This is a genomic window from Pedobacter antarcticus (assembly GCF_900103515.1).
Classification (GTDB): domain Bacteria; phylum Bacteroidota; class Bacteroidia; order Sphingobacteriales; family Sphingobacteriaceae; genus Pedobacter; species Pedobacter antarcticus.
Map to the genome: position 1 here is coordinate 194,031 of NZ_FNGZ01000002.1, position 26,265 is coordinate 220,295.

Consider the following 26,265-nt stretch of genomic DNA (forward strand, 5'->3'; position numbering starts at 1 on the left):
AAGCAGAAGATGAAAAATATTATACTAACGGCCCTGCAGAAACGCTGGCTCATGCTCGCTTTGTTTTTAATGCTGGGCATATTCGGTTATTATTCCTGGACAAGGCTGGCTATTGAAGCCTATCCGGATATTGCAGATGTAACTTCACAAGTTGTGACACAGGTACCCGGACTTGCAGCTGAAGAAATCGAACAGCAAATCACAATTCCCCTGGAAAGAACATTAAACGGCATGCCCGGGCTGCATGTCATGAGAAGTAAAAGTACGTTTGGACTTTCTGTCATTACTATTGTATTTAAAGATGGTACAGATGACTATTTTGCCCGGGCAAGGATACAGGAGCGGTTAAATGAAGTAACCTTGCCTTACGGTGCAATGCCTGGTCTGGATCCCCTGACTTCACCTACGGGTGAGATCTATCGGTACATTATTGAAGGTAAAGGTCATAGCCTGCGCGAATTAACTGATCTGCAGAACTGGCTGATTATACCCAGGATCAAACAGGTATCCGGTGTCGCAGATGTCACAAATTTTGGCGGGATTACCACCCAGTATCAGGTTGAATTAGACCCTGCAAAGCTGGAGCAGTATCATTTAAGCATAGCTGAAGTACAGGAAACGATTGAAAAGAATAATGCAAATGCAGGCGGCAGCATGCTCAATAGTGGAGAGCAGGCTTACGTAATCAGGGGAATTGGTCTGGTCAGCAGCCTGAAAGATCTCGGGCGCATTGTTGTAAAATCGGATAAAGGTATTCCGGTGCTGCTTAATGAGCTGGGTTCTATCCAATATGGTCAGCTGGAGCGGAAAGGCATACTTGGTTATACAGATCGTAAACGAAATTATAGTGAAAGTATTGAGGGGATCGTTCTGCTATTAAAAGGGGAGAATCCGTCCGAAGTATTGGAGGGTGTAAATCTGGCTGTTGAACAACTTAATGGTGGTTTATTGCCGCCGGATGTGAAGATCCACACTTTTTTAGACCGGACATCGCTGGTCGATACAACATTAAGAACAGTTTCGCATACCCTTTTTGAAGGTATGGCCCTGGTAATTGTCGTGCTCATTATTTTCCTTGGCAGTTGGCGGGGAGCTTTACTTGTAGCTATCACTATTCCGGTTTCACTGCTGATCGCCTTCATTTTGATGAAGCTGACGGATATTCCCGCAAATCTGCTCTCACTGGGTGCTGTAGATTTTGGGATTATAGTAGACGGCGCTATCGTTATGATGGAAACCATCCTGCGCAGAAGGGAAGAAAATCCGGAGGATGAACTACAAGAGAAGCCGGTTGCGCAAATAGCTTTAAGTGTAGCAAAACCGATATTTTTTGCAACAATAATTATCATTACAGCCTATCTGCCATTGTTTGCTTTCGAAAGGGTCGAGAAGAAACTGTTTACGCCGATGGCTTTTACTGTTGGGTATGCTCTGCTGGGTGCACTTTCGGTAGCGCTACTGCTCATCCCCGGACTGGCTTATATCTGTTATCGTAAGCCGCAGAAAATTTATCATAACCGCTGGCTGGAGAAGTTGGGCGCTGCTTATCACAGCCGGATTACTAAAATGCTGCTGTTAAAGAAAAAGATCTTTATCCCGTTAACGATCGTCATGACAGGCGCTGTTATTCTGGGTACAACTGTCGGTCAGGATTTTCTACCGCCGCTGGATGAGGGCTCAATCTGGCTGCAGGTTCAGTTGCCGCCCGGCATTACAATAGCACAATCCCGTGAAATGAGCGACACCCTTAGAAACCGGACTATGAAGCATGCGGAAGTGACTTATATGATGGTACAGGCTGGCAGGAATGACGATGGAACTGATCCATTTACAGCATCACATTTTGAATGCTCTATAGGAATATTGCCTTATAATGAATGGAAACGCGGCAAAACCAAGGCCGATCTTATTGAGGAACTTGCCAGAGACTATGCAGATATGTCTGGGTTTAAGGTTGGCTTTGCCCAGCCGATGATTGATGGCGTAATGGACAAGATCTCAGGTGCACATAGTGAACTGGTGGTGAAGGTTTATGGTGATGATTTCAAGGAAACCCGCAGAATAGCCGAAGGCGTGGAAACTGCATTAAAAACAGTAAAAGGTGCTGTTGATATTGCTATTGATCAGGAACCGCCGCTGCCGCAGTTGCAGATCCACGCGGACCGTGAAAAGATAGCGCGGTATGGGTTGAATATATCCGATGTGAGCGATCTGATAGCTGTTGCACTTGGAGGGAAAGCCATATCAGAAGTTTTTATAGGAGATCGGGTTTATGAGGTAATCTGCCGGTACAAAGAAGATACAAGAGATACACCGGAGAAAATTTCCAACCTGATGCTGACTAATAAAGACGGGGTTAGAATACCATTAGCACAGGTGGCAGATATTCAGCTGAATACCGGGGAGAGTACAATCACCAGAGAAGCCAACAGCAGGCATCTTACTGTAAAACTTAATAAAAGGGGAACAGACCTTAAGACACTGCTGAAGACTGCGCAGGACAAAATTGAAAAAAGTGTCGATTACGATCATCAGCATTATAAAATTGAGTGGGGTGGACAGTTTGAAAATCAGAATCGTGCTTATTCCCGGCTGCTGGTTATTGTTCCACTGGCACTCGCCTTAATGTTTCTGCTGCTATATGCTGCGTTTGGGAAGTTCAGCCATGCGGCATTAATTATGTCTATAGTTCCTTTAGCCCTCTTTGGTGGACTGCTGGCCTTAAATGTCAGGGGAATGACGTTAAACGTATCTTCTGCTGTTGGGTTTATTGCGCTGTTCGGTGTAGCAATCCAGAATGGAGTATTGATGATTTCGCATATCAATACTTTGCGTGTTCAGGGGCTGAAACTTAAAGATGCGGTTACAGGCGGAGCAAGAGATCGTTTCAGACCGGTTCTGATGACCGCAACGGTAGCTGTACTTGGTCTGTTACCAGCCTCTTTTGCAACAGGTATCGGATCCGATGTACAACGTCCGCTGGCGACTGTGATTGTTTACGGACTGCTCTTTTCCACTATACTGACATTATATGCTCTTCCGGCCTTGTATTACCTCATGGAACGTAAGCAGGAAGAGATAGAATCAAAAACAAACATTCAATTAGATCAAACAATAAATGGAAATGAAATTATTTAATATCCGGATAAGCGGTATGATCTGCTTTATATTCCTGATGTCCGGAATGCCTGTTTTTGCTCAGTTGGATGCCGGAGCGCAAAAAAATGAGATTTCCCTTGCTGCATTTCTGGAAAGGGTTAAGACCGGTAACCTGGGGTATGCAGCAGAAAAGTTTAACGTTTCAATTGCCCGGGCAGAAGTATTAGGTGCGAAGGTATTCCCAGATCCGGAGCTTAGTTTCGGGCTGGAAGATGTCGGAGAGCGCCGCATGAAAATGGGTTATGCTTTTAATTCGGGACTAAGTTATAACGTGGAACTGGGTGGTAAGAGAAAGGCAAGGATTAGTATAGCGGAACGGCAGGCGGAGTTGAGTGAATTAATGCTTTCCGACTATTTCAGAAATCTTCAGGCAGAGGCCGCTATAGCTTTCCTGGAAGTTCAGACGCAGCAGGATTTGCTTAAAGTCAAAATGAGTTCCTACGAGAAAATGAAACAGCTCAGCACCGCAGATAGTATACGATTCCGGTTGGGGGCTATTACAGCTGTAGATGCCAGGCAGTCCAGGCTGGAGGCAGCCAGTCAGCTGAATGAGGTATTTCAACAAGAGGCAGACTGGAGAACTGCTTTGGCCGGATTAAATCAAATCAGCGGAACGGCATATGATAAGTCTGGGAATCCTGCAACCGACTTACTCGCATTCGACCGTGAATTTAAATTGCAGGAGCTGATTGTATCTGCATTAAATCAACGGGCAGATTTACAGGCTGCAATAAAAAATAGAGAGTTATCCCAGGGAATGTTACAACTGGCTAAAGCCAATCGGCTTGCCGATCTGGGGATCTCAGCAGGTGTGACTGCCAGTTCCGTAGTTGCGAACAGCGTGGCACCAACACCATCGTCTGGAAGTTTCACGCTGGGAATGACTATTCCACTTAAATTTTCAAACCGCAATAAGGGCGCATTAATTTCTGCTGCTTATCAGGCCGATCAGACGGTTGTGCAATACCGGGAAACGGAATTGCAGATACAGACCGAAGTTACCCAGGCCTATTTTAATTACCTGGCGACAAGTAAACAGGTGAAGCAGTTCTCTTCAGGAATGCTGGAAGATGCACGGGAAGTGAGAGATGGAAAAATTTACAGCTATAAAAGGGGTGAAACCAGTCTGCTTGAAGTATTAAATGCCCAGCGGACTTTCAATGAAGTACAGCAGAATTATCTGGAAACTTTAAAGAATAATGCCGTCGCACTGGTAGGCCTGGAAAAAGCAGCAGGCATGTGGGACCTGAATCTCTAATTATTGCGCATCAAATAAGAATGAAAACACAAAACAGATGAAAATGAAAAAAATAGGGTATATACTGATTTGTATTTTAATAGCAAATCAGGCTATGGCACAAGAAAATTTGGCGGAAATTTATAGGGTAGGGAAGATCAAACTAGCTGTGAAAGCCGGGTTTACAATGTTCAGGGTGAAAGGTAATGGCGTTTCCGAATTATCAGCTGAGGGAAAATCCTCCAATCTCAATGGTTTCTTTACTGGTTTGGAAGGTAATATTGAATTAAATCATTTTTTAGGTCTGCAGCATAGTATTGCAGTTATTCAAAAAGGTGCTTTATTGCAGTTGAAAGATGAGCAAGGTCAGCTGTTTGATAGTAAATACAGAAACACTTACCTGGAAATTTCCCCTGTAAGTTTAACTTTTAACCTCAAGTTGCTGCAATTATATGCAGGGCCGTATTTTTCACTGCTAACGGCCTCTTCAATCCAGCGAAAAAATGGTTCCGGATACTTATATAAAGACAAAAGTGTTTTTGGTGACGCCTCTTCTGAAGGCGGTTATACGCAAAAAATGGATGCTGGTTTTTCTACCGGGATGAATTTTAACTGGAAACAGATCTCCGTCGGGTTCCGGTATGTGCATGGATTGGCACCAGTGATAGAAAATTCGGCGAATATCCATGGACAGGAAAGTATCTATAACCGTGGGCTGGTTTTTAGTACTGGTTACAGCTTCTAAAGCTAAATTGTATATTTGAAGGCTGATTCACAGATCAGTCAAATATATATTCGAATGAGTGAAAGAGAATTTTTAGCCTATTGCCAAAGTCAGGTATCAGGAGATTTAACGGAAGAAGATTTAGTGACCATGCTTACCGCATGGGGGAGTATTAAGTATAGCGAAGGGCATACCCGCGCAATGGAAGAAATGAGGGACGGACAATCTGCTGCAGACTAGTCTTGAAAAAGTAAAGAAGTTTTTTGATGCCATTTTTGTATTTTCAGTAATGGCAGGATATGTGAAGTTTATCGGTATTTTGTCTTTTTTCTTTAGAGCTATTTCTGCAATTGAATGTTTACCTGTATCATGAAGATCACATGCTTTAATGCTAACTGAAGCTTTTCTGGCGATAGGCCCGGTGGTCGCTCTCAGGCAAAGATTTGCATTAGTTGAAAGCACTTTTAATCGAATAATTTAAAGTTTAGTTGCAACAACTAAAGTATTAGCTGATATTTGATCAAAAGAACTAATTAATGGATGTAAAAGATTTGACTAAAGTTGAAAGTCAGTTAATGCAAGTGCTTTGGAAATTAGATAAAGCTTTTGTTAAAGAAATAATCAAAGAGCTACCTGATCCTAAGCCTGCATATAGTACAGTTTCTACCATTATCAGAATTTTAGAAAATAAAGGTGTGATTGGCTATGAGGCTTTCGGCAAAACTCACCGTTATTTTCCGCTTATTACAAAGGAAGAGTATATGCGTCATGAGGCAGATAAATTTCTAGGCAATTACTTTTCAAACTCTGTACAGGATATGTTTTCATTTTTTGTTCGTGAGAAAAAGATTGACTTGAAAGATGCAGAGCAATTACTGAAAATGATAGATAATATCAAAGACTAAGCAGATGGAAATGCAGCTTTATTTTTTTTGGTCGAGTATTTCAATGGCAATATTCTACCTATTTTATTTGTTGTTACTCAGACGTGAGACCTTTTTTCTCGTAAATAGGATTTATTTGTTATCTGCGCTTAGTTTGTCAATCGTGCTTCCATTGATTGATTTTTCCGTCCTAATGCCTTTACCAAAAATGGAATTAATGTTTTCTTCACTACCTATTACTGGGAACGGAAAATTAACAATTGTAGATGAAAAGAATTATAGTTGGTTGTCCACCATTTATTATACCGGTGTTCTGCTAACCTCAATTTGGTTACTGATTAAACTTTTTGGTGTAAAAAGACAGATCAAAAGGGCTGAAAGTGGAAGTGCGTTTTCATTTTGGAAAACCAAAGTAATTGACCAGGATTTATCTAATTTTTCAGCAATTAATGCGCATGAAGATATACATGTGACGCAGTTGCATACACTAGACATTCTATTGATTGAAGTAATAGGCATATTTTTTTGGTTCAACCCACTAATTTATTGTTATTCAAGGAGTCTCAAATTAATTCATGAATATCAAGCGGATGATCATGCCGCGAGTTTTGCAGAAAGCAAGAGACAATACGCTATGATGCTATTTCTACAGAATTTTAAAGCTGGCCCGATCTTGACAAACTCTTTTAACAGTCCGTTCTTACTAGAGGCAAGGATTAAGATGTTGCAGCGTAAAAAATCAAACTCATATCAAGTATTAAAATATATTTTAGTTATGCCCCTGATGGTTTTATTAATCACACTGTGCTCGTTTAGGTCTGGATATTTAAATGGCGGGGGTACAAATATAATTGACAAGGCAGCAACTTTTCAGGGTGGATTTTCCGCTTTTAGCGAATATTTGCTAAAAAATACAAGAAACGATTCTAAAACAAATGGTAGAGTAGTAGTAAGTTTCATTGTAGATATTGAAGGAAAGATCGATGATGCAAGAATTGATAGTAGTTTAAATGAAACCTGCGATAATGAAGCATTACGGGTAATCAAACTTAGTCCGAAATGGATACCAGCGTTAAAAAATGGGAAGAAAATACGCTCAGCTTATCAAATTGGTTTGAATTTTAAGTCTGATAATCAATAGTTTAACATCAATAGCTAATCTATTAGTTGTGAAATCTAATTTATTAGTTGTATAACTAATTTATTAGTTATATGTTTGGTTTTGTAAAAATTCCAAACATTATGCCTTTTAAATCTCTTAAATCTGCAAGTTTATTTTTCCTACCAGGTTTCATTTTGCTGTTTAGCGCAATGTTCGTTAGCGCTCAGGATAACACTGGCACAGTGACAGGAGAAGTAGTGGACGAAAATTCTGTTTCCCTGCCGTTTGTTCAAGTAACTTTAAAAAGCAGTCGGGATTCCACTAAGGTAAAAGCGCTACTTGCAAATGATAAGGGACAGTTTGTTTTTAAAGCCGCGACAGGAAAATATTTCGTTGAGCTAAAAATGATGGGCTATGGAACAGTCTACTCTAAAGTTTTCAATGTTGTCAGTGGGGAAAGCTCGGAACTGGGCAAAATTCAACTAAATCCGATCACTACTCAATTGGCGGGTGTAAATATTTCCGCGGAACTTCCGTTTGTAGAAAGAAGAGCTGATAAGCTTATCGTCAACCTAAATGGACTGGGTTCAGGTGCGCCAATGATGGAGGTAATGAACCAATTGCCAGGTGTTGTCGTTACACCGGATGACCGGATCACCCTGAATGGTAAATCGGTTCAAATCTATATGGATGGGAAAGCGACTACACTATCTTCTGAAGCATTAGCTGGCTTATTAAAAGGAACCTCCTCATCAGCAATTCAAAAAGTTGAACTCATAGCTCAACCTTCAGCCAAATACGATGCCGCAGGAAATGGTGCTATTATTAACATTATCCGAAAACGCAATTATAAAGCAGGATTGAATGGAAATATTTACGTTGGTGGGGGCAACGGAACATTTGGAAAAGCTAATGGAGGTATCAATCTTAACTATAAAGGCAAAGCTTATAATTTACTTTTAAACCTGGATTATAACTATAACAAATACTTTTATAACAGTTATATAGTTTCCACTGTTTTTAATGGGGACATGCCTAGTCAGTACGTTTCTGATGTTAAAAGTGACAGAACTAATGCCAATTACACACCGAATTTAGGAATAGATTTTTACCTCTCTAAACGCACAACCTTATCAGCTTCGGTAAAACCAGGGTTTCAGCATTTTAGTCGTGATGGCGTTGCTGACATCTATTCTACTCAGGCAGGGGTAGCCAGCACTCAATCACAATTTCTTAATAGGGTTGATATTCGGGCAACAAACTTTTCCTCCGGATTACGACTGCAACATCAGATTGATACTGTGGGAAGGGAATTAACAATTGACTTAGATTATTACCGTTATGGAAATTACAACGATCAAAATAATAGATCAATTGCTTTTGATCCTGCATTGGATCTTCCTAGCGTGATAGCTCAAGACCGCGTTTTTGATATCTATGCATTTAAAATGGATTATTCTCATCCATTAAAAAATGGTTACCAACTAGAAATGGGCGTAAAGACAAGTTATGTAAATTCTGATAATTCTAATTTCTATCAGGATCAAAATAGTAGCCAAACTGATCTGTTTAATTATGATGAGAGTATATCTGCAGTATATTTAACTTACGGTCACACGGGAAAAGCATTTTCCTATCTATTAGGTGTTCGAGGTGAGTATACACACGGACAGGGTGAGCAGCAGTTTGGAACAAACCGTTTTACAAGAAGTTATTTTCAGCCATTCCCATCTTTGCATTTTGATTATAAAATTACAAAAAACCAAAATCTTACTTTAGGAATCAATAAAAGGATAGAAATGCCTGGCTATGAAAGTCTGAACCCACTGGTTCGTATCATCAGCAGTAATAATCTACAACAAGGGAATCCGACACTTAAACCTGTAATTGCATATAACGCAGACTTGTGGTATGGCTTTAAGAATGCACTTTTCCTTGGTCTTACCTACAGTTACAGTCTTGATGATTTCACAAGCGTTTCCATTCCTCTTCAAGATGGCATCACAACCACATTGCCCGGCAATGCCGATTATAGTAACTATTATACCCTGCAAGCTATGTATGGCAAGCAAGTGCTGCCTTGGTGGTATACGAGTTCAAATGCTATTCTGTCGAAACGATCTTTTAAAGGTGTAGTTAATGGTAATTTGCTAGAGAGCGATGGCATTGCCAGCTTGTCGGCAACTTCTTATAATAGCTTCTCTTTAAGTAAAAATTTCTCTGTAATGTTTTTATTCAATTACCGAGGAAAAAGCGTGGATAGAACCATTACCAATCAGGCTTTTGCTTACTTAACTGCCGGTGTCCGGCATCAGTTTTTAAATAAACGCGCCTCAGCCCAGCTAAATTTTATGGATGTATTTAAATCATACCGAAATTATTATCAACAAAATAGTGGTACAGTACAGCAGTTATGGAGAAACCAATTTGAAACCAGAATGGCTAAATTAAACTTTAGTTACAACTTTGGTGGCACGATAAAAACTATCAAGAAAAGCAATGGAGCCGAAGATGAGAAAAAGCGTAGCACAGTAAATGAAAACTAAAATTTTCCATTATGTCAAGGATTCTTGTATAGATTGATTGCTACCAGTTATCAGAAAAGGGTAGTATACAAACTTTATTTGAACTACTTATTTTTTACAATTTTCCCTTAAACTATCGCTCTTTTTGAAATGTTCTTCAGATCTATTAATCATTTTTTTTCCCCATGTGATACTAGAAAACAACCCGTCACGATATGCCCATGCATGTAACAATGCTGCCGAAAGATGCCCCACTACCATCAAGAATAGTAACCAGGCCATTACCCTGTGAGCGTCATGCAACAATGCATATAAAAATGGACTTTGCTGGAGGATTGAAGGAAGATTTATACCAGGAAAAAGCTTTACAAGGAAACCTCCAGCGGATAATTGTGCCCATCCTGTCAATGGCAAAGCCAGCATCATAGCGTAAAGTAACCAGTGCAGAGTTCCTGCTGCTGTTGACTGAAAGTTAGATATGCTAGCAGGCATTTTTGGTACTGAAAAACTTAATCTGTTTATAAAACGGATAATTACCAACAGCAGTATAGCAATACCTATAGGCATATGGAGGTCGAGTAACCACGGTCTCCATGTTAAGGAGGTCATCATACCCAAGCCGACAAATATCATGGCCAGTATCATTGCTGCCATCAGCCAGTGCAAAATCCGGGCAGTGGTATTGAAGTGGGTTGGAGGAGCCGAAGGTATATTTTTCTTTCTAGCCATGGTTACTTATTTTTACGATTATCGTTTTGACGTTTGCCTACTGCATCCGTAGCCTTACCATAGCCGATCTCCCGTACACGACTGTTGTGAGAATGAGAATAAATGCCTGCCCGAGCTAGCAATACCGGGTCATCAGAAAGGGTAATCCCTTTTGGTACACGAGTAGGATCAAAGTTAATATCTCTGCAACCACCATTCGCCTGATCAAAAACATGGGACACTTCTAATGTCCCGGCCACTATCTCTCTTCGGCTTTCTGGCCAAACCTGTGAAGGGTCATTTACCGGATCACCTGATTCGGCTAAAGTAACTACCAAATCCCAGTATAGAGGACCTTTTTGAAGCCGCTTTTTCAGATCTTCAAATAGGAAGTCATGGCTGGCCTGTTTACGTTGGCTAACGCTCCAAGACGTGAAAGACGCGTGTGGGCGCATAGACCAGCGTATTGCCTGCTTTTTGCCATTTTCAGCAATCAAAATGAACGAATTAATAACGTTGTATTGTGCTCCGGCAAAACTGCGGGTCCAGGGTGCAGTAGCATCCCATGTTACATATTTCTTTGCTTCTGGATATTCTTTCAAGAAAGCTTTAACTCGTGCTGGATCTGGAGTGCCCGTAGCCGGAGTAGGCTTATATGCATCCATTTGTTTCAGAAAACCTTTTGCATCACGGGTGGCAAAAAAGGGTTCATTATTTAGTTTCATACGCCATTGCTCCCCGTCGTCAGCAGTAAGCATTAAGGCCATACTAACCGTTCGGGTGGAATTATCAGGGGCATAAGGATCAGGACTACCTAATGAGAAACGGCCTACAGCTGGAACTTTCTGCTGGGCAAATACTCTCGCAACAGAAAATGGGACGCCCTTACCGGAGGCACGGAAAGTGCCATCGAAACAGATACCCTTACCATGGGCACGACGGTAGCCTGCCGGAAATGTACTGGGAGTATCCTTTAGGAATGTTTGGGTAGTAGTTCTTCCGCCAACCAGGCCTGCTGACCAGGCAAACGCAAAGAATAATGTACTTGCAATCAGACAAATACCGCAAATTATAAACAGAACCCGCTTTGTTCTGAGATAGGCAATTAATGAAGTCTTTTTCATACTAATGAAATATGATTAGTTGCCGGGACGCAACAGTGAATATTCAGTCTTGAAGTGCAATTTTCCATTTTTTGTTATTTTACATTGCAAAAGTAGAATAACAGAGAGGGCGAAAAAATACACTTTTGCGCTAAAGAAAAGGACTTTACTGCTTTGAGAATTCTTTTGGGGTGAGACCGGTATGTTTTTTTGTAAAACGTGTTAGATAAGCGGGTTCCGCAAATCCCAGATCGTATGCTATTTCCTTCACAGTCTTTTTACCAAGATGCAATTCCTTTCGGATCTCCATAATAATACGATCCTGTATTAGATACTTAATATTTTTATTGGTGATACTATCACAGATCTGATTAAGCTTTTTTGCTGAAATATTTAGCTGTTTAATATAAAAGGTCGTTCCTTTTTCTTTAATGAAATGCGTTTCTATCAAGCTCATCAGTTTTCCAAAAATAGGATAGTCAACATAATCTCTTGGCCCTGGGTTTCCTTCAAAAATAGATGATACGTGAAATAAAAGTGAAAATACATAGCTTTCCATCATTAAAGCTCTATTGTCTGTACTGTACTCTGCTACAAGTAATTCAACAATGTTTCTCATTGTTCTGGCATTTCTACTGTCAAATGATACCAGCTGGTTTATAAAAAAACCATTTAGATAATCAGAACCTATTTTTTGATTTATCCAAAAGAATACATCATTATGGATTAAAATTAAATATCCTTCTTTATCAGTCACGTCAATTTTAATATTCTGGTATGGGTAAATGACTACGGCCTGATTGCAAAACAGTTCGAAATCAGTAAAGTCAATGCTTAAAGTAATGTTTCCGTCTATAGCTGTACTCCATATTAGTTGATGGAAATTAAATCGCTGATAATGATTGAAAGTACCTTCACCTAAGTTCTCCAACTTAAACACCTCTACAAATGGTAATTTTGTAATAGGCTGATTTAAAATGTTATTTTTCAAAATCGATAGTTTACTCAAGATAAATATAGGTTAAAATTTCATTCTCATATTTAAAGCTGACTACTGTAATAGAAAAAGCAAGGCTCAAAAAAATAAGTCGTTTAGAAGCACTTATCCTGCAACGCATTGCCAACTAAGAAAAATTTAAAGAATTCAATTGCTTTATGGTATAACACCACCATGTCGCGATAATGCATTAGTTGTTGCTTATTGCTGCGTTAAATAAATTGTTTAAAGCCTGTATGCAACCTTCAAAAACTCTTAAAGTGTTTCAGGTTTTCTGCCAAGTATATTTTTAAGGTGTTGAGAAGGGAAATCAAATTCCGACTGTGCGATTAACATAAATGTACTTTCCATTGTTAATTTCAAAATATAAACCCTGTATTACTAGACCTTATAAAGGTGAAAAAACGCTAAATTTCGACAGCCATTTCTGTTTATTTATTTCATCTTGTAATGGAATGATTCCTATGGATCAACCACGATTTAGTCTAGAATACTTGCATACATTATAGTTTGCCCTTATCATACCCGCCAGTTTATATATCAATTGACTCTAATATGTTTTAAAGAAAAAATTAATTAAAGTCGATGTCAAGAAGCTGCCAATTTAACATCTTATATATGGAATATCCTACTGAAATGTGCCGTGTGTTTCATTTTGATTAATTTACAAACGACATTCATTTTGTAGTTTATTTCTGTGATTTTTCCCCCAATCAGCAAGTGTATTTACAATGGGAATAATTGTCTTCGCATATTCAGCTGGCTCATAAGTAACGATAACAGGTTTAGCTCCAGCTTCAACTTTACGAACTATAACACCATTTGTTTCCAAATCCTTCAATTCATTTGACAACACCCTGGCAGAAATACCCTCCAGGGCTCGATGTAATTCATTAAAGCGATTATATCCACTAACGATTCCTACTAAAATACGTAATTTCCACTTACCTCCTAGAACATGCAGAGCATCCTCAATAGCATTTAAACTTTGAGAACAAGCTAAACTTTTGAATTCATTTTTATCGTTTTCACTTTCCATATATTTTACGCAACTAACCTCTATGATAGTACTAACCTTTAGGTTACAACTTAATTAATACAAGTGAATATACATAATTTTGCTCTATTAACTGAAGGCTGTTCCTACTGTAAGTAGTGAATAATTCGCATAGCTATGATACTGAAATAAGTGTAAATCATGGCTGCAGATTATCTTTTAACAATGGAATGTTTAAGTTTTGCATAAGTGGTAAACTAATCACAAAATCATAATACTTAATAAAATAAAAATGAATACAACAAAAAAAGTGCTCTTGATCAACACACATTTAACCTACCCTAATCGGTCGGAAGGGCTATTAAATCAGGCATTTCATCAAAAAGCAAAAGACTTTTTCCTGTCAAAGAATTTCGAAGTTTTAGAAACTAAAGTTGAGGATGGATATAATGTGGATATAGAGGTAGAAAAACATCTGGCAGCAGATATCATCATTTTACAGACCCCAATTAATTGGTTTAGTGCGCCTTGGATATATAAAAAATACGTGGATGAGGTTTTTGACGGCGGATTCATTAAAACGACATTCTTTGTAAATGACGGCAGAACACGCCAGGATCCGACCAGACAATATGGAACAGGTGGAAAAATGATGGGAAAGAAATTTATGGTTAGTAGTACATGGAATGCGCCACAGGAAAGTTTTGGCAATAGAGATCAGTTTTTGTATGAGGGTAGAAGTACAACTGACGCCTTAATAAATATTACAACGACTTATCGTTTTTGTGGGGTGGAAATTGTGCCGGATTACAATTGCTTTGATATTTACAAAGATGGCGATATCTCAGGCACCTTAGAAAGGTATCCCGAACATTTAGAAAAAGTTTTTAGTTTGTCTTAGTCAATCAATTCAGTTTTGTACGTAATTAAGATAATTATTAGATTAAGTTATTTCATATGTAGCCGACAAATTCAATGAATGTAGTTATTGGTCATTCATACTCATTATTTTAATTTTAAAGAATGGATTTAAATCAATTAAATATCCATTGATAAACCTACTTAATGCAATAATAGATTCGAAAGGATCAAGTTGGGCACCACGGATACTCTTTATAATCAATGAAGAGGATTTTTTATTGTGCTATTCATACAAGATAAAATATTTCTACCTTGTAGCATACACCACTGTTTTAACGTTTATTGGTTATGAGAAAATTATTAGTTTTATTGACATTAGGCATTGCTTTCAGTAGCTGCAGTACTCCCCGTAAATCCAGTGGCAATGGCCAGATCGAATTGAAAGGTACGATCGAAGCCGCTGGAATGACAACCTACCAGTATGGAACACACACGCTGAAATCGGCAGATAAAACCTATGCTTTACGGAGCAGTGCCGTTGATTTGGGTACTTACGAAGGTAAAAGTGTTACTGTACATGGAACAAAAGTAGAAGGATACCCGGTAGAAAACGGCCCGGATTTTATCAATGTAACAGCTGTAAAACTTCAATAATTGACACCCCATGTAAATCTACCTGTATATATGCTGGTAGATATTGAACTATGGTCTGATGCTATAAAACAGATATAAGTTTCCACAATAACTTGCTCTTTACTAGCAGGTAAAATGAGGGTGTCGATTCCCAGAGCACGTTTGTTGCCAGATGTTTCAAAAATAGCCAGTTCTTTTTCGGGAAGGTAAGCCATAAGCATCACGTGGTCATTGGATCTTGAATTTGATGACTCCGTTGATGTTTCCCATGTGAATTCCAAACCATTTAAAGCGATGTTTACGTTCACAGCAGGCGAATTATCGAGCGTCCCTTCACTCCATATCAATTTACTGTAATCAATAAATTGGTTGGGGTAAACCCCCTGTACTGCTTTATGATTGAAAGAATAGGCGACACAATATGGAGATTTTATCTCCAGCGACGCTATTAATCCAAATCCGGTTTTAAAAAAGGTATTCGCAGCTTTGAGAAAGCTATTCATGAGCTTCATTCGCTGCTGACTGGCTAGTAATGGAATAGATTGCGTCTTTTTTCTGGCGCCGATTGATCTTTTGACCCATTTTCCATTTAGCAGATATACAACCTCATTTCCAGTTTTTCCCGAAAAACCATCGGGTAGGTTTGATTTTAAGATGGCCATATAACTATTGATTAATCAAAATTCTTTTATTGATTTGTAAATTAATCAATTATAAATTAAATTCAAAATTACGCTATCACATTTCTACCTTTTATTTAAAATCTATTAACATTTAGAGTTTGTTTGAAACGGATTTAAAAGGGTATCCATACGGTATTGAGTCGGTGTTGTTATACCATTTCACCGACTCAACACCGTATCAACACCGACTCAATACCCTTTCAACGTACTCTGAAATCAGTTTGAAATAAACAAGTTTCCAGATAGAATTACAGTTTATTTTTCCCGAATTTATGATAGCTTTAATTAACCATTATAAATTTAATCATGAAAAAAAATTCGGTTCTGGCCTGGTCGGCCGTAGTAGCTTTGGGCGGCTTTCTGTTCGGTTTCGACACAGCTGTGATTTCAGGTGCTGAAAAAGCAATCCAGCAATATTGGGATCTCTCTGTTTTTGAACATGGTCTGACAATTTCTATTGCGCTTATCGGTACAGTAATCGGCTCCTTGCTGGGGTCCAGACCCTCAGATCGCTTTGGCAGGAAGAACACGTTGTATTTTGTAGCAATAGTATATTTGCTTTCTTCATTAGGCACTGCAATGGCCGATAACTGGTATATGTTCCTGTTCTTTAGATTTCTAGGTGGGGTAGGTGTGGGTACTTCGTCTGTAACAGCGCCGATTTATATTTCTGAAATTTCACCCGCAGACAGACGTGGTCGTTTGGTGGGGCTGTTTCAGTTTAATGTTGTGTTAGGAATACTCATTTCTTATCTGTCTAATTATCTCATTAGTCTGGCAGGGGAGGAAACCTCCTGGAGGTGGATGCTGGGTGTACAGGCTGTTCCATCTCTAATATTTTTCATCCTGATCGGATTTATTCCGGAAAGTCCGCGGTGGTTAATTCTTAAGAAAGGAGCCACGCAGAAAGCACTGGAAATCCTCAGAATTATTAATCCGAAAAATTGTGAACAGGAGCTGATTGCTATTCAGAACTCTGATCTTGATTCAGGCAACAAGACAAAAAATAAGGAAGGACTCTTTTCTGGAAAATATAACAGGCCCGTTTTACTGGCCATGCTATTTGCTTTTTTTAATCAGGTTTCAGGTATCAATGCCATCATCTATTATGCGCCCAGAATTTTTGAGATGGCCGGACTGGGAGCGCACTCCTCTTTACTGTCTACAGTCGGTATTGGTATTGTGAATTTCTCCTTTACACTGCTGGCCCTTAATTTTATTGATAAAGTTGGGCGCAGGGTGTTAATGCTAATTGGATCTGTGGGGCTTATTGTGACACTATTTTTGGTAGGTTTCACTTTTTATACCGAAAGTTTTGGTGGCATTGCCATTCCGGTTTACATCATGATTTTTATTGCATTTTTCGCCTTTTCTCAAGGTGCAGTAATCTGGGTATTTATTTCAGAAATCTTTCCGAATCAGGTTCGTGCAAAAGGACAGACGCTGGGTAGCTCTACACATTGGATTATGGCCGCACTGATCGCTTTCTATTTCCCCTATCTGTCGGAGACGTTTGGCGGGGCCGTAACCTTTTTCTTCTTCGGTTTTATGATGGTATTGCAGTTGATTTTTGTGTGGAGAATAATGCCGGAGACTAAAGGCAAATCACTAGAGCAGATTGAAAGTAATATAATCCTGCATTAGAGATGCAGGTTAAGCTTTACCTATTATCAGGACTTTCAGCAATAGCTTTTTTTAGGTGCTGCTGCTGAAAGTCTGTTTAGATTACTTATTAACGAATATCCCTCTGAATGCTGATATACATGCATTTCTGATGTCATTAGGCAAAGATTCTTTAACGTAGAACTGTATGCCATCTTCATTATAAAAGTGGCGGTAATAATTTTTAAGCGTGTCGGGTTTTTGACCCGTATGAATATTTTCACGTGCAATTAACCACCTGTTATAGGTGACTTCCACACCTTCCAATGCTTCTTCAAGGTCTTTAATTTTGCCGGAATTTTTATCTTTAAGAATTAAATCACTAAAATCTTTCGCCATATTTCGTTTAATTAATCATCAAAGGTACGCATTATATCACCGGGTTTGCCGGCCTGGCTGGAAAGCTGATAGAAAATAGTATATTATTTATAAAAAAATAGCTGATGTGATAAATAGTTTACACATTTGCCGGATAACATCTCAAGAAACACAAATTGAAACAAACGGATACTAAGCCTGAAGAGCAAAAGCTCAAACGCGGATTGCAAAACAGGCATATACAACTGATCGCTCTGGGTGGTGCGATAGGGACTGGTTTATTTTTAGGTATCGGACCGGCAGCCGTACTCGCAGGACCTTCAGTCATTTTAGGATACGCACTGGCAGGTGTGATTGCATTTTTTATTATGCGTCAGCTGGGTGAAATGGTTGTGGAAGAGCCGGTTTCCGGAAGCTTTAGTCATTTCGCCTATAAATATTGGGGCTCTTTCGCTGGCTTCGCTTCAGGATGGAACTACTGGGTGCTTTATATTCTGGTAAGTATGTCCGAGTTAACTGCGATTGGAATGTATGTTCATTTCTGGTGGCCTGAAATCCCACTCTGGTCTTCCAGTTTATTCTTCTTTCTGGCCATTAATGCTTTAAATCTAACCTCCGTTAAAGTTTACGGAGAGGTTGAATTCTGGTTTTCTATTGTCAAAGTGGTGGCCATTATCGCGATGATACTGTTTGGTATTTATCTTTTGGTGAGTGGTTCTGGTGGCGAACAGGCCACCGTACAGAATTTATGGAATGACGGCGGATTTTTCGCTAAAGGGCTGTTTAGTTCGGACGGTAAAGGGGGATATCAGGGCTTATTTGCCGCTATAGCGATGATCATGTTTTCTTTCGGAGGACTGGAATTAATCGGAATTACTGCTGCTGAGGCAGAAAACCCGGAAACAACTATCCCTAAAGCAACCAATCAGGTGATTTACAGGATTCTTATTTTCTATGTAGGTGCGCTGGTCATTCTATTTTCCCTGTCACCATGGAAGAATATTACCACTGACAGTAGTCCGTTTGTAATGGTGTTTGAGAGTTTGAAAGGTTTTCAGTTCGACCTGATGGGTAAGACGGTTTATTTCACCAGTATTATCGCTAATGTCTTGAACCTGATCGTGCTTACTGCTGCACTTTCTGTGTATAACAGTTGTGTTTACAGTAACAGCAGGATGCTTTACGGCTTGGCGGAACAAGGGAATGCACCGGCATTCTTATCTAAACTCAACAAAAATTCTGTGCCTATTAAAGCGATCCTGGTATCAAGTCTGTTTGCCGCAATCTGTATTATCGTCAATAAAATGATTCCTGATAAGGCCCTGGAGATTTTAATGTCGCTGGTTGTATCTACACTGGTTATTAACTGGCTCATGATTAGTTTTACGCACATGAAGTTCAGAAGAGCAAAAGATGCAGGCGGTATAAAAACCAAATTTCCTTCATTTTTATACCCTTTGTCGAACATTATCTGCCTTATCTTTTTATTCGGAATCCTGATTATTATGTGGATTACAGGAATGAAAATGTCTGTAGAATTAATTCCAGTTTGGCTTATTATGCTATATATATGTTATCTGCTGGTTAACCGCAGTAAGCAAAAAGCAAGGGCAAATGCTGATCGGGCTGAATAAAATACTTTTTTAAGAAATTCATTCTGTGCGGTTTGTTGTAAAACCGCACATATTGTAGACAAAGTCTACAATATTTTTTAACTATTAATCTTTTAAATTACTTAAAACTAACGTTTTATTCGATTTTGGACAAATGGAGCAATAATTGATGCCCTGAATTCTTTATTCACATCTCTTACCTAAGAATTGCGTATCCAAATGAAAAGAAAAATTCTACCGTACATCCTATTTTTGCCCTTACTGGCACTCAGTGCGGATGCATTATTTGCATCTTCCCGGCAAACAGACACGATCCCTCAGAAGACTGATACCGTACCTAAAGCTAAGACGGATACAGTACCCAAAGTCAAGATTGACACGGTTCCTAAAGTTGTAATTTCAAAAGATACAACTCCTGCTCCGAAAACTCCTGCAGACACTATTCCAAAAACAGTACTTAAAACCGATACCGCAGTCAAAGATTCTGCCGCGGCAGCTGCTGCGGTGAAGCCGGCAGTAACTGATACCTCTGCAGTGCCTGGAGCGACAGCGAGTCCCGGGCAGCCCACGGTAACCGGAATGGTAACTGATACGGCCGGCCCCATTGCTGGAGTCATAGTAGCAGTAAAAAACACCCAGATTAAGACGCTAACCAACGCAAAAGGTGAGTATCAGATTGCAGCTCCTGCAAATTCGATACTCACTTTTTCTTTTATGGGCTTTAACACAAAGGAAGAACTTTTAAAGGACCGGAAGAAGGTAGACGTGATAATGGCTACTAAGTCCGAAGCGCTAAAAGAAGTTGAGATAGTTGCAACGGGTTATGGAACAGTTGACCGGGCTAAATTAACCAGTGCAGTATCCAGTATCCGTGCCGACGAAATTAAAAATGAAGTTTTGCCCACGATTAGCCAGGCTATTCAGGGAAAGGCGGGTGGCGTACAGGTTACCCAGAAATCCGGTTCTCCGGGCGGGGGCTTAAGTATCCGCGTAAGGGGTACAACCTCTATTAATGCCAGTTCCGATCCCTTATATGTTGTTGATGGAATTCCTGTGAACAGCACTACGAATTTTACGGGGGGAAGTGATTTCAACTTTGGTGGCGGTACACAGGGAATTAATATCCTGTCTTCTATTAACCCTTCTGATGTTGCATCTGTTGAGGTATTGAAAGATGCCGCTTCTTCATCTATCTATGGAGCGAGAGCTGCAAATGGAGTGGTGTTAATCACGACAAAGAAAGGTGAGCCAGGCCAGAGTAACTTTAGCTTTAATGCTTACGAAGGTTTTTCCCAGGTGCCGAATGAAAGAAAGTACAAATTCATGAATACTGGTGAATATCAGGATTACATGAGAGATTATTATAAATATCTTCCGGATGCAAATGGTAATCCAAGTCCGGTACCTGATGGTATACTAGCCAATCCGGGTACAAATACAGACTGGCAGGATCAGATTTTCAGAACAGCTCCTACACGTAATTATGAACTTTCCGCAAGTGGTGGTTCCGAAAAAACGCAGTATTATACGTCAATTGGCTATATGAGCCAAGGCGGTATAATTAAGGGCTCTGACTTCAGTCGCCTGAGTGCAAGGTTAAACCTCGACCATCAGCATAGTGAAAAACTAAAATTCTCTGCACGTGTTAACCTGACACGCGCCTTAAATAACCGGGTACAGGAAGAGAACTCTAAAGAAGGCTCAACCAAAAATGGTATTCTTGCACCACCAAATCTTCCGGTATTTAATGCTGACGGCAGTTATGCCTATGATCAGGTTAATACCAGCCGCGAGAATCCGCTTGCGATGTTGGAATTACCTGTCAATAAATCGGAGACTTTCCGCGTGCTGACCAGTGTTTCTGCTGAATATAAAATTATACCTGAACTGACTTTAAAAACAAATTTCGGTGCAGATATGAGTTATATCGACGAAACTTTTTTTATGCCGCCTAATGGAATCCGTTCTTTTGCGGCTCAGGGTGGAATTGGAGCCCAAAGAAATACCAGAGATCAATTATGGATCAACGAGACTACTTTAACATATAATAAAGACTTCGGTGATCATCATATCGATGTATTAGCTGGAGCCTCTGTGCAACAGTCTAAAATTCAATTTGTAGATGCCCGCCGTTCTAATTTCCCTTCAAATGATATTGAATATATTTCGGCAGGTGGAACAATAACTGGTGCAAATTCTTATCCTGAAGAATGGAGTATTGCTTCTGCATTCTCAAGGTTAAATTATGATTATAAAGGCAAGTATTTATTTACTGCAAACTTCAGGGCTGATGGTTCATCTCGCTTCGGGTCAAATAGCCGTTATGGTTATTTCCCATCTTTTGCAGGTGCATGGCGACTTTCAGAAGAAGATTTTCTGAAGACAAACACCGTGATCAGCAATCTGAAATTAAGAGCTAGTTGGGGTATCACCGGTAACCAGAACATTCCAAATTATGCCAGTTACTCCTTATATACGGGTAGCAATAATTATATGGGAAATACTGGTTACATACCTAATGTTCTGGGAGATAAAGACCTGAAATGGGAAACAACCAAGCAGACCGATATTGGTGTGGATGTTGGATTGTTTAACAACAGAATTTCAATCCTGGCCGATTATTATATCAAGAATACTTCCGACTTGTTAGTTGGTATCGCAATTCCGACGAGTTCAGGATTTCAGAATAGATTTACGAACGTAGGCGAAATTCAGAATAAAGGATTTGAATTTGAGATTTCAACCAAAAATCTTACCGGTGATTTTAAATGGTCTACATCTTTCAATATGGCATTTAACAAAAATAAAGTTGTTTCATTGCCTGGAGGTGAGTTGTACGGTGGGGTTGGTAACCTGAATATTGCCAGGGAAGGACTCGCTTTAGGTACTTTCTTCGGATGGCAGATGGCCGGTGTAAATACGCAGACCGGTATGATCGATTATGTGAAACAGGATGGTACACTGGGTTCGCCTACAGATCCGGCAGACCGTGTAATCATCGGGGATCCTAATCCGGATTTCTATGGTGGTATTACCAATACATTTCAATACAAGAATTTCGATCTGAATATCATGGGCCAGTTCTCTTACGGTAATGATGTATTTAACTATAACCTGGCATCCGGACTGGATGGAAGTAACAGAAGCAGTAATGGTTTTACGGACTGGAACAGACGCTGGAGAAACCCTGGTGATGTAACTGATATTCCTCGTCCAAGTCCTAATAACTTGGATAACAGTGCTATTTCCAGTCGTTTCGTAGAAGATGGATCGTTTTTCAGAATTAGAAATATCACTTTGGGATATACATTTAGTGAAAAAGCTATGGAACGCCTTAAAGTTAAAGGGCTGCGTGTATATGCTACTGTTCAAAATGCTTTTGTATTTACTAAATACAAAGGATATGATCCTGAAGTAAGTTCTAGTCATGGCGGTGCTAACCAGGGATTGACCTACGGGTACGATTATGGAAGTTATCCGCAGCCAAGGATCTTTACTGCTGGTGTTAATCTAAACTTTTAAGCCTAATTCTAAAAAAAATGAAGACAATTTCTAAATATATATTAATCGCTGTCGCTTTCATGAGTCTTTCATCCTGCAAAAAATTCCTGGAGAATGAGCCGATAGCGCAGGTTACACCGGATAACTTATTCACCAATGAACAGGGCGCACAATCTGCGGTAATGGGCATGTACCGGACCTTACTGAGTTCCAGTTCTTATGGTCAGACCTCGGTAATTGTACCGGAGTTTTCTGCAGGCCATGTGAATCATGTGGCCAGTTTCCCGGAATACATTGAATTTACTGGTAATACAATCAGAATTGATAATCCTTGGATACAGACAACGTGGTCTGCTGCCTACGCTGCTATCAACGCTGCAAATAACATTATCCTGCGGGTAGAGGAAATGCCTGCTGCAGCTATCGGTACAGAGCGGAAAAATCAGTTTATCCGTGAAGCTAAATTTGTTCGTGCACTGAATTATTTTCAGCTGGCACGTACGTTCGGAGACGTTCCTTTAATCACAGCACCGACGGGTGAAACTGACGAACTGAAAGTACCAAGAAGTCCAAAAGCAGATGTTTATAACCAGGTGATTACAGACCTGAAAGAAGCATCTGAACTTCCAAACGCTTATAGTAACAATGCCGAAAGTAAAGGCAGGGCTACAGGATTTGCGGCGAAAGCACTACTAGCCAAAGTTTTCTTATACCATGGTAGTGTAACTAAAGATTATTCTGAAGCTGCCAGATTAGCTAAAGAGGTAATTACAAGCGGGGGATTCTCTCTGCCCGCAGATTATGAAACGATTTGGAAAACAGAAAATACTTCGGAGTCAATCTTTGAATTACAGTTTGACGAGCAGGCAACCAATAATCTGGCTGCAGTGAGTAACCCAAATGCGTCTGTATTATTTTACGCTGCCGGCAAGTCTATTGTAGATCTGTATGATAGCGGAGATAAGAGAAGAGATTTTACTGTGTACAAGAATACAGAAGCCGATCCAAGATATTATATTGGTAAATACAGGATTTTTAGCCCCGCTACGCAGAACTTCCCAGTAATACGGCTGGCAGAAGTTTATCTGATCCATGCAGAGGCACAGGCAAGGGTTGATGGAAACGTTAGTGCCGATGCTTATAATTCCTATAAGACTGTGAGAGACCGGGCTGGTCTTGAAACTCCTGCTGTCGGATCGACCACACTGGATGCTTTTGTGAAAGCCGTACAACTGGAGAAAAGACGTGAGTTGATGTTCGAAGGGGAAACCTGGTTTGATTACTGCAGAACCGGACTCGCACTGACTGAAATTATGAAAAAGCCAGATCCTAATTATTATCTCTACCCGGTGCCTGACGCTGAAAGAAGAAATAATCCGGCTTTAACTCAAAATCCAGGTTATTAAATAGTTTTGTCACAGACAAATTTGGTACAAACGGCTGCAGATATCTGCAGCCGTTTTTTTGTGGGTTTATAATTCTACCAGGTCGTGTTTGAGTGCAAAAAGAACCAGACCTGTACGAGATTTAATATCGAATTTCTGAAATATCTCCTGTCGGTAGTTATCAATTGTATGCGGGCTCAGATTCATATGTTCTGCTATTTCTTTATAGGTATATTCAGAACAGCAGAGTTGTAAGAACCTGATCTCGTTCGGATTCAGCTCGCTGGTTAACGACTGTCCCGCAGTATTGTCCTGAATATTTTTAAGTAGTTTCCCGGAAACCAGATCATTGAGGTAATATCCCTGCTGTTTGATAGTTTTTATTGCATCAACGAGTTCCGTGGTTTTAGATTCCTTAAGCAGGTACCCTCCGGCGCCGCTTTTGAGCATCTTAATTATTGGTTTATCTTCTTCAAACATGCTAAGCGCCAGAATTCGGGTCTGCGGATAGTTTTCTTTGATCCAGGCTGCAGCCTGATAGCCATCGACAATCGGCATACTAATATCCAGGAGAACAACTTCAGGGATCAGGCCTTCAATCATTTTCTGTTTCATTACTGCTCCATTTGGGGCATCAAAAATAATATGGACTTCCCTGAAGTCTGAGAGCAGGCTGATCATTCCCTGGCGGAACAAGTTATGATCGTCAACAATAGCTATGGATATAATCTGATCTTCTGACATTACGTAATTATCTAACAGGGAATAGTGAATGTTATGGTGGTGCCTAATGCTGGGCTAGAGTCTATAAAAGCACTTCCCCCAATCATATTTGCTCTTCTGGTCATGTTACTCAGACCGATACCTTTGTGTGCGGAAGCAATTTCAGCAATGTTAAAGCCAATTCCATTATCTTTAATAACCAAAGTTAAGGTGCTCATTTCGGATTTAACGGTAACAAAAATGGATGTTGCCTGCGCGTGTTTGAGGATGTTATTTAATGTTTCCTGAAATAGCCTGAATACGATGATCAGTTTATCTGGTGGCAGGTTAATTTCAGGGCTTTCTGTGTCGAACGTGATTTTAAACAGTTCTGATTTTTGAACCCATTCCAGTTCAAAAGTGATTGCAGCTATGAGACCGCGGCTGAGTAATTCTTCTCCATGCAGCAGGCGTGATAAAGCTCTTATTTCCTTAACTGATCTTTTTGCGAGCTGTTCGGCTGAGTTGATCTTTGTTGCAGCCTTTTCCTGGTCATTGAGGTTAATGGAGCTTAATGTCGCTATGGTCAAACCCAGTAATTGCCCGATATTGTCATGCAGGTCGACAGCTAAAGTCTGTAAGGTCTGCTCTTTAACTTCTATTTGAGCCTTTAAAAGTTCATTGTCAAAGGTCTTCTTCAATGCTATCGTTTCTTCAATATGATTTTTCTTACGCCGGTTATATAGACTGACATAAATAATAATAAAAATTGGAGCGATCAGAAAAATTACAGTGATTATACTGATTAGGTAGACGATTTCCTTTGATGATATCTGCATATAAAAGCGTATGACCAGCATGAGTATAAAAATACATTGACAATTTTAATCACGTTGTATCTTATAGAATGCGGGAAGGTATAAATGTTATCCTGTAAAAGGTAATCGAAGAAAATATTAATTGCTGTTGTCCCAAAATAATAGAACAGCACACCATTAACCCACCAGAATGGGGCATAAGATCCTAATTTCTCGAAATTAGGATCTTTCAGAATGAGGTAGTAATAATACAAGCTTGCCAGCACAAATGAAATGGATATAAAAGAGGAAGTATTAAAGGCAAACCCCTGAAAACTATCGCTTAATGTTTCCGCGATCCAGAAAATCAGAAAAATGCCGATCCATGCAATCAGCCATTTTATTTTATTTGTATATTTCTGGTACAGGCTGTAAAAGAAATAACTGATGACTATTCCTTCCGGTATCAGAAAGATATTGTAGACAGTCATATTAGGTAGCTTTTGCAGGCGGAGATGGATTCCTGTGAATTCTACAATACAGGTAAGAAAAATATAGCCGTAAAAAATCCACCATGCTGGTTGTTTTTCATTGAAAATAAAGCAGGTGCCTATAATCAGGCAAATCAGCTCAACCACGGTGTTGACGGTGAAATAATTTATTAATGCTGACAT

At 39.7% G+C, this 26,265-nt stretch carries 22 protein-coding genes; 13 read left to right on the plus strand and 9 right to left on the minus strand.

The annotated features are described in order from the left end of the window. Window positions 1-9 precede the first annotated feature (9 nt). The 7 genes from BLR53_RS04445 to BLR53_RS04470 all read left to right on the plus strand — a co-directional run bounded on the left by BLR53_RS04445 (window position 10) and on the right by BLR53_RS04470 (window position 9,652). The gene (locus tag BLR53_RS04445; RefSeq protein ID WP_074587616.1) at window positions 10-3,138 is read left to right on the plus strand and encodes an efflux RND transporter permease subunit; all 3,129 of its coding nucleotides are present in this window, start codon (window positions 10-12) and stop codon (window positions 3,136-3,138) included. Continuing rightward, a complete protein-coding gene (locus tag BLR53_RS04450) occupies window positions 3,125-4,417 on the plus strand; it encodes a TolC family protein (protein WP_176763519.1) in 1,293 nt (430 codons plus the stop codon). The genes BLR53_RS04445 and BLR53_RS04450 overlap by 14 nt, the downstream gene beginning before the upstream one ends. Window positions 4,418-4,460: 43 nt before the next feature. Beyond that, on the plus strand, window positions 4,461-5,141 hold the full coding sequence (locus BLR53_RS04455; protein WP_176763520.1) for an outer membrane beta-barrel protein: 681 nt from the start codon (window positions 4,461-4,463) through the stop codon (window positions 5,139-5,141). Window positions 5,142-5,195: 54 nt separating this feature from the next. Next, entirely contained in the window at window positions 5,196-5,360 is a 165-nt protein-coding gene (locus BLR53_RS19915; RefSeq protein WP_157282919.1) for a hypothetical protein, read from the plus strand. A 296-nt stretch (window positions 5,361-5,656) separates the two neighbouring features. After that, window positions 5,657-6,025, plus strand: a complete 369-nt coding sequence (locus BLR53_RS04460) for a BlaI/MecI/CopY family transcriptional regulator (RefSeq protein ID WP_037443634.1) — start codon at window positions 5,657-5,659, stop codon at window positions 6,023-6,025. A 172-nt stretch (window positions 6,026-6,197) separates the two neighbouring features. Next, window positions 6,198-7,145 carry a M56 family metallopeptidase gene (locus tag BLR53_RS04465; RefSeq protein WP_074587621.1) on the plus strand — a complete coding sequence of 316 codons (948 nt, stop codon included), beginning with the start codon at window positions 6,198-6,200 and terminating at the stop codon, window positions 7,143-7,145. A 101-nt stretch (window positions 7,146-7,246) separates the two neighbouring features. After that, window positions 7,247-9,652, plus strand: coding sequence for an outer membrane beta-barrel family protein (locus BLR53_RS04470; protein ID WP_176763521.1), 2,406 nt, complete (start codon window positions 7,247-7,249; stop codon window positions 9,650-9,652). An 87-nt stretch (window positions 9,653-9,739) separates the two neighbouring features. On the opposite strand, the gene BLR53_RS04475 is transcribed toward BLR53_RS04470, so the two are convergent. From BLR53_RS04475 to BLR53_RS04490, 4 genes are all read right to left on the minus strand, one after another. Beyond that, on the minus strand, window positions 9,740-10,360 hold the full coding sequence (locus BLR53_RS04475) for a cytochrome b (protein WP_037443626.1): 621 nt from the start codon (window positions 10,358-10,360) through the stop codon (window positions 9,740-9,742). Between the two features lie 2 nt (window positions 10,361-10,362). Beyond that, window positions 10,363-11,463 carry a catalase family peroxidase gene (locus BLR53_RS04480; protein ID WP_074587625.1) on the minus strand — a complete coding sequence of 367 codons (1,101 nt, stop codon included), beginning with the start codon at window positions 11,461-11,463 and terminating at the stop codon, window positions 10,363-10,365. Between the two features lie 145 nt (window positions 11,464-11,608). Continuing rightward, the gene (locus tag BLR53_RS04485; RefSeq protein WP_074587627.1) at window positions 11,609-12,433 is read right to left on the minus strand and encodes a helix-turn-helix domain-containing protein; all 825 of its coding nucleotides are present in this window, start codon (window positions 12,431-12,433) and stop codon (window positions 11,609-11,611) included. Window positions 12,434-13,103: 670 nt separating this feature from the next. Continuing rightward, the gene (locus tag BLR53_RS04490) at window positions 13,104-13,478 is read right to left on the minus strand and encodes a winged helix-turn-helix transcriptional regulator (RefSeq protein ID WP_037443621.1); all 375 of its coding nucleotides are present in this window, start codon (window positions 13,476-13,478) and stop codon (window positions 13,104-13,106) included. Between the two features lie 250 nt (window positions 13,479-13,728). Between BLR53_RS04490 and BLR53_RS04495 the strand changes: the two genes are divergently transcribed. Next, window positions 13,729-14,337: an NAD(P)H-dependent oxidoreductase gene (locus BLR53_RS04495; RefSeq protein WP_074587630.1), complete on the plus strand. Its 609-nt coding sequence runs from the start codon at window positions 13,729-13,731 to the stop codon at window positions 14,335-14,337. Between the two features lie 308 nt (window positions 14,338-14,645). Beyond that, entirely contained in the window at window positions 14,646-14,951 is a 306-nt protein-coding gene (locus BLR53_RS04500; RefSeq protein ID WP_074587632.1) for a hypothetical protein, read from the plus strand. On the opposite strand, the gene BLR53_RS04505 is transcribed toward BLR53_RS04500, so the two are convergent. Further along, a complete protein-coding gene (locus BLR53_RS04505) occupies window positions 14,945-15,592 on the minus strand; it encodes a DUF6266 family protein (RefSeq protein WP_074587634.1) in 648 nt (215 codons plus the stop codon). The genes BLR53_RS04500 and BLR53_RS04505 overlap by 7 nt on opposite strands. 327 nt (window positions 15,593-15,919) lie before the next feature. Between BLR53_RS04505 and BLR53_RS04510 the strand changes: the two genes are divergently transcribed. Next, window positions 15,920-17,257, plus strand: coding sequence for a sugar porter family MFS transporter (locus tag BLR53_RS04510; RefSeq protein ID WP_088775998.1), 1,338 nt, complete (start codon window positions 15,920-15,922; stop codon window positions 17,255-17,257). An 81-nt stretch (window positions 17,258-17,338) separates the two neighbouring features. Here BLR53_RS04510 and BLR53_RS04515 read toward each other — a convergent pair whose 3' ends face one another. Then, a complete protein-coding gene (locus BLR53_RS04515; protein WP_037443614.1) occupies window positions 17,339-17,614 on the minus strand; it encodes a hypothetical protein in 276 nt (91 codons plus the stop codon). A 155-nt stretch (window positions 17,615-17,769) separates the two neighbouring features. Between BLR53_RS04515 and BLR53_RS04520 the strand changes: the two genes are divergently transcribed. From BLR53_RS04520 to BLR53_RS04530, 3 genes are all read left to right on the plus strand, one after another. Continuing rightward, window positions 17,770-19,227 carry an amino acid permease gene (locus tag BLR53_RS04520; protein WP_037443612.1) on the plus strand — a complete coding sequence of 486 codons (1,458 nt, stop codon included), beginning with the start codon at window positions 17,770-17,772 and terminating at the stop codon, window positions 19,225-19,227. Window positions 19,228-19,425: 198 nt separating this feature from the next. Then, window positions 19,426-22,728: a SusC/RagA family TonB-linked outer membrane protein gene (locus BLR53_RS04525; RefSeq protein ID WP_083332003.1), complete on the plus strand. Its 3,303-nt coding sequence runs from the start codon at window positions 19,426-19,428 to the stop codon at window positions 22,726-22,728. A gap of 17 nt (window positions 22,729-22,745) precedes the next feature. Continuing rightward, a complete protein-coding gene (locus BLR53_RS04530) occupies window positions 22,746-24,113 on the plus strand; it encodes a RagB/SusD family nutrient uptake outer membrane protein (RefSeq protein ID WP_074587636.1) in 1,368 nt (455 codons plus the stop codon). Window positions 24,114-24,179: 66 nt separating this feature from the next. Here the strand turns inward: BLR53_RS04530 and BLR53_RS04535 are convergent, their stop codons facing one another. The 3 genes from BLR53_RS04535 to BLR53_RS04545 are packed head-to-tail and all read right to left on the minus strand — an operon-like array spanning window position 24,180 to window position 26,265. Next, window positions 24,180-24,836 (minus strand): response regulator transcription factor, encoded by a 657-nt coding sequence (locus BLR53_RS04535; protein WP_074587638.1) that lies wholly within the window; start codon window positions 24,834-24,836, stop codon window positions 24,180-24,182. A gap of 11 nt (window positions 24,837-24,847) precedes the next feature. Further along, window positions 24,848-25,633 (minus strand): sensor histidine kinase, encoded by a 786-nt coding sequence (locus BLR53_RS04540; RefSeq protein WP_037443606.1) that lies wholly within the window; start codon window positions 25,631-25,633, stop codon window positions 24,848-24,850. Further along, complete coding sequence (locus tag BLR53_RS04545; RefSeq protein WP_037443604.1) at window positions 25,600-26,265, minus strand: hypothetical protein; 666 nt, start codon at window positions 26,263-26,265, stop codon at window positions 25,600-25,602. Before BLR53_RS04545 ends, BLR53_RS04540 begins: the two co-directional genes overlap by 34 nt.

What these genes read in the sequence shown, in the direction of transcription:
- BLR53_RS04460 (WP_037443634.1), top strand. Translation starts at nt 5,657, where the DNA reads ATGGATGTAAAAGATTTGACTAAAGTTGAAAGTCAGTTAATGCAAGTG.
- BLR53_RS04540 (WP_037443606.1), bottom strand. Translation starts at nt 25,633, where the DNA reads ATGCAGATATCATCAAAGGAAATCGTCTACCTAATCAGTATAATCACT.
- BLR53_RS04490 (WP_037443621.1), bottom strand. Translation starts at nt 13,478, where the DNA reads ATGGAAAGTGAAAACGATAAAAATGAATTCAAAAGTTTAGCTTGTTCT.
- BLR53_RS04515 (WP_037443614.1), bottom strand. Translation starts at nt 17,614, where the DNA reads ATGGCGAAAGATTTTAGTGATTTAATTCTTAAAGATAAAAATTCCGGC.
- BLR53_RS04510 (WP_088775998.1), top strand. Translation starts at nt 15,920, where the DNA reads ATGAAAAAAAATTCGGTTCTGGCCTGGTCGGCCGTAGTAGCTTTGGGC.
- BLR53_RS04445 (WP_074587616.1), top strand. Translation starts at nt 10, where the DNA reads ATGAAAAATATTATACTAACGGCCCTGCAGAAACGCTGGCTCATGCTC.
- BLR53_RS04495 (WP_074587630.1), top strand. Translation starts at nt 13,729, where the DNA reads ATGAATACAACAAAAAAAGTGCTCTTGATCAACACACATTTAACCTAC.
- BLR53_RS04505 (WP_074587634.1), bottom strand. Translation starts at nt 15,592, where the DNA reads ATGGCCATCTTAAAATCAAACCTACCCGATGGTTTTTCGGGAAAAACT.
- BLR53_RS04535 (WP_074587638.1), bottom strand. Translation starts at nt 24,836, where the DNA reads ATGTCAGAAGATCAGATTATATCCATAGCTATTGTTGACGATCATAAC.
- BLR53_RS04465 (WP_074587621.1), top strand. Translation starts at nt 6,198, where the DNA reads ATGCCTTTACCAAAAATGGAATTAATGTTTTCTTCACTACCTATTACT.
- BLR53_RS04480 (WP_074587625.1), bottom strand. Translation starts at nt 11,463, where the DNA reads ATGAAAAAGACTTCATTAATTGCCTATCTCAGAACAAAGCGGGTTCTG.
- BLR53_RS04530 (WP_074587636.1), top strand. Translation starts at nt 22,746, where the DNA reads ATGAAGACAATTTCTAAATATATATTAATCGCTGTCGCTTTCATGAGT.
- BLR53_RS04545 (WP_037443604.1), bottom strand. Translation starts at nt 26,265, where the DNA reads ATGTCAGCATTAATAAATTATTTCACCGTCAACACCGTGGTTGAGCTG.
- BLR53_RS19915 (WP_157282919.1), top strand. Translation starts at nt 5,196, where the DNA reads ATGAGTGAAAGAGAATTTTTAGCCTATTGCCAAAGTCAGGTATCAGGA.
- BLR53_RS04470 (WP_176763521.1), top strand. Translation starts at nt 7,247, where the DNA reads ATGCCTTTTAAATCTCTTAAATCTGCAAGTTTATTTTTCCTACCAGGT.
- BLR53_RS04500 (WP_074587632.1), top strand. Translation starts at nt 14,646, where the DNA reads ATGAGAAAATTATTAGTTTTATTGACATTAGGCATTGCTTTCAGTAGC.
- BLR53_RS04450 (WP_176763519.1), top strand. Translation starts at nt 3,125, where the DNA reads ATGAAATTATTTAATATCCGGATAAGCGGTATGATCTGCTTTATATTC.
- BLR53_RS04475 (WP_037443626.1), bottom strand. Translation starts at nt 10,360, where the DNA reads ATGGCTAGAAAGAAAAATATACCTTCGGCTCCTCCAACCCACTTCAAT.
- BLR53_RS04525 (WP_083332003.1), top strand. Translation starts at nt 19,426, where the DNA reads ATGAAAAGAAAAATTCTACCGTACATCCTATTTTTGCCCTTACTGGCA.
- BLR53_RS04455 (WP_176763520.1), top strand. Translation starts at nt 4,461, where the DNA reads ATGAAAAAAATAGGGTATATACTGATTTGTATTTTAATAGCAAATCAG.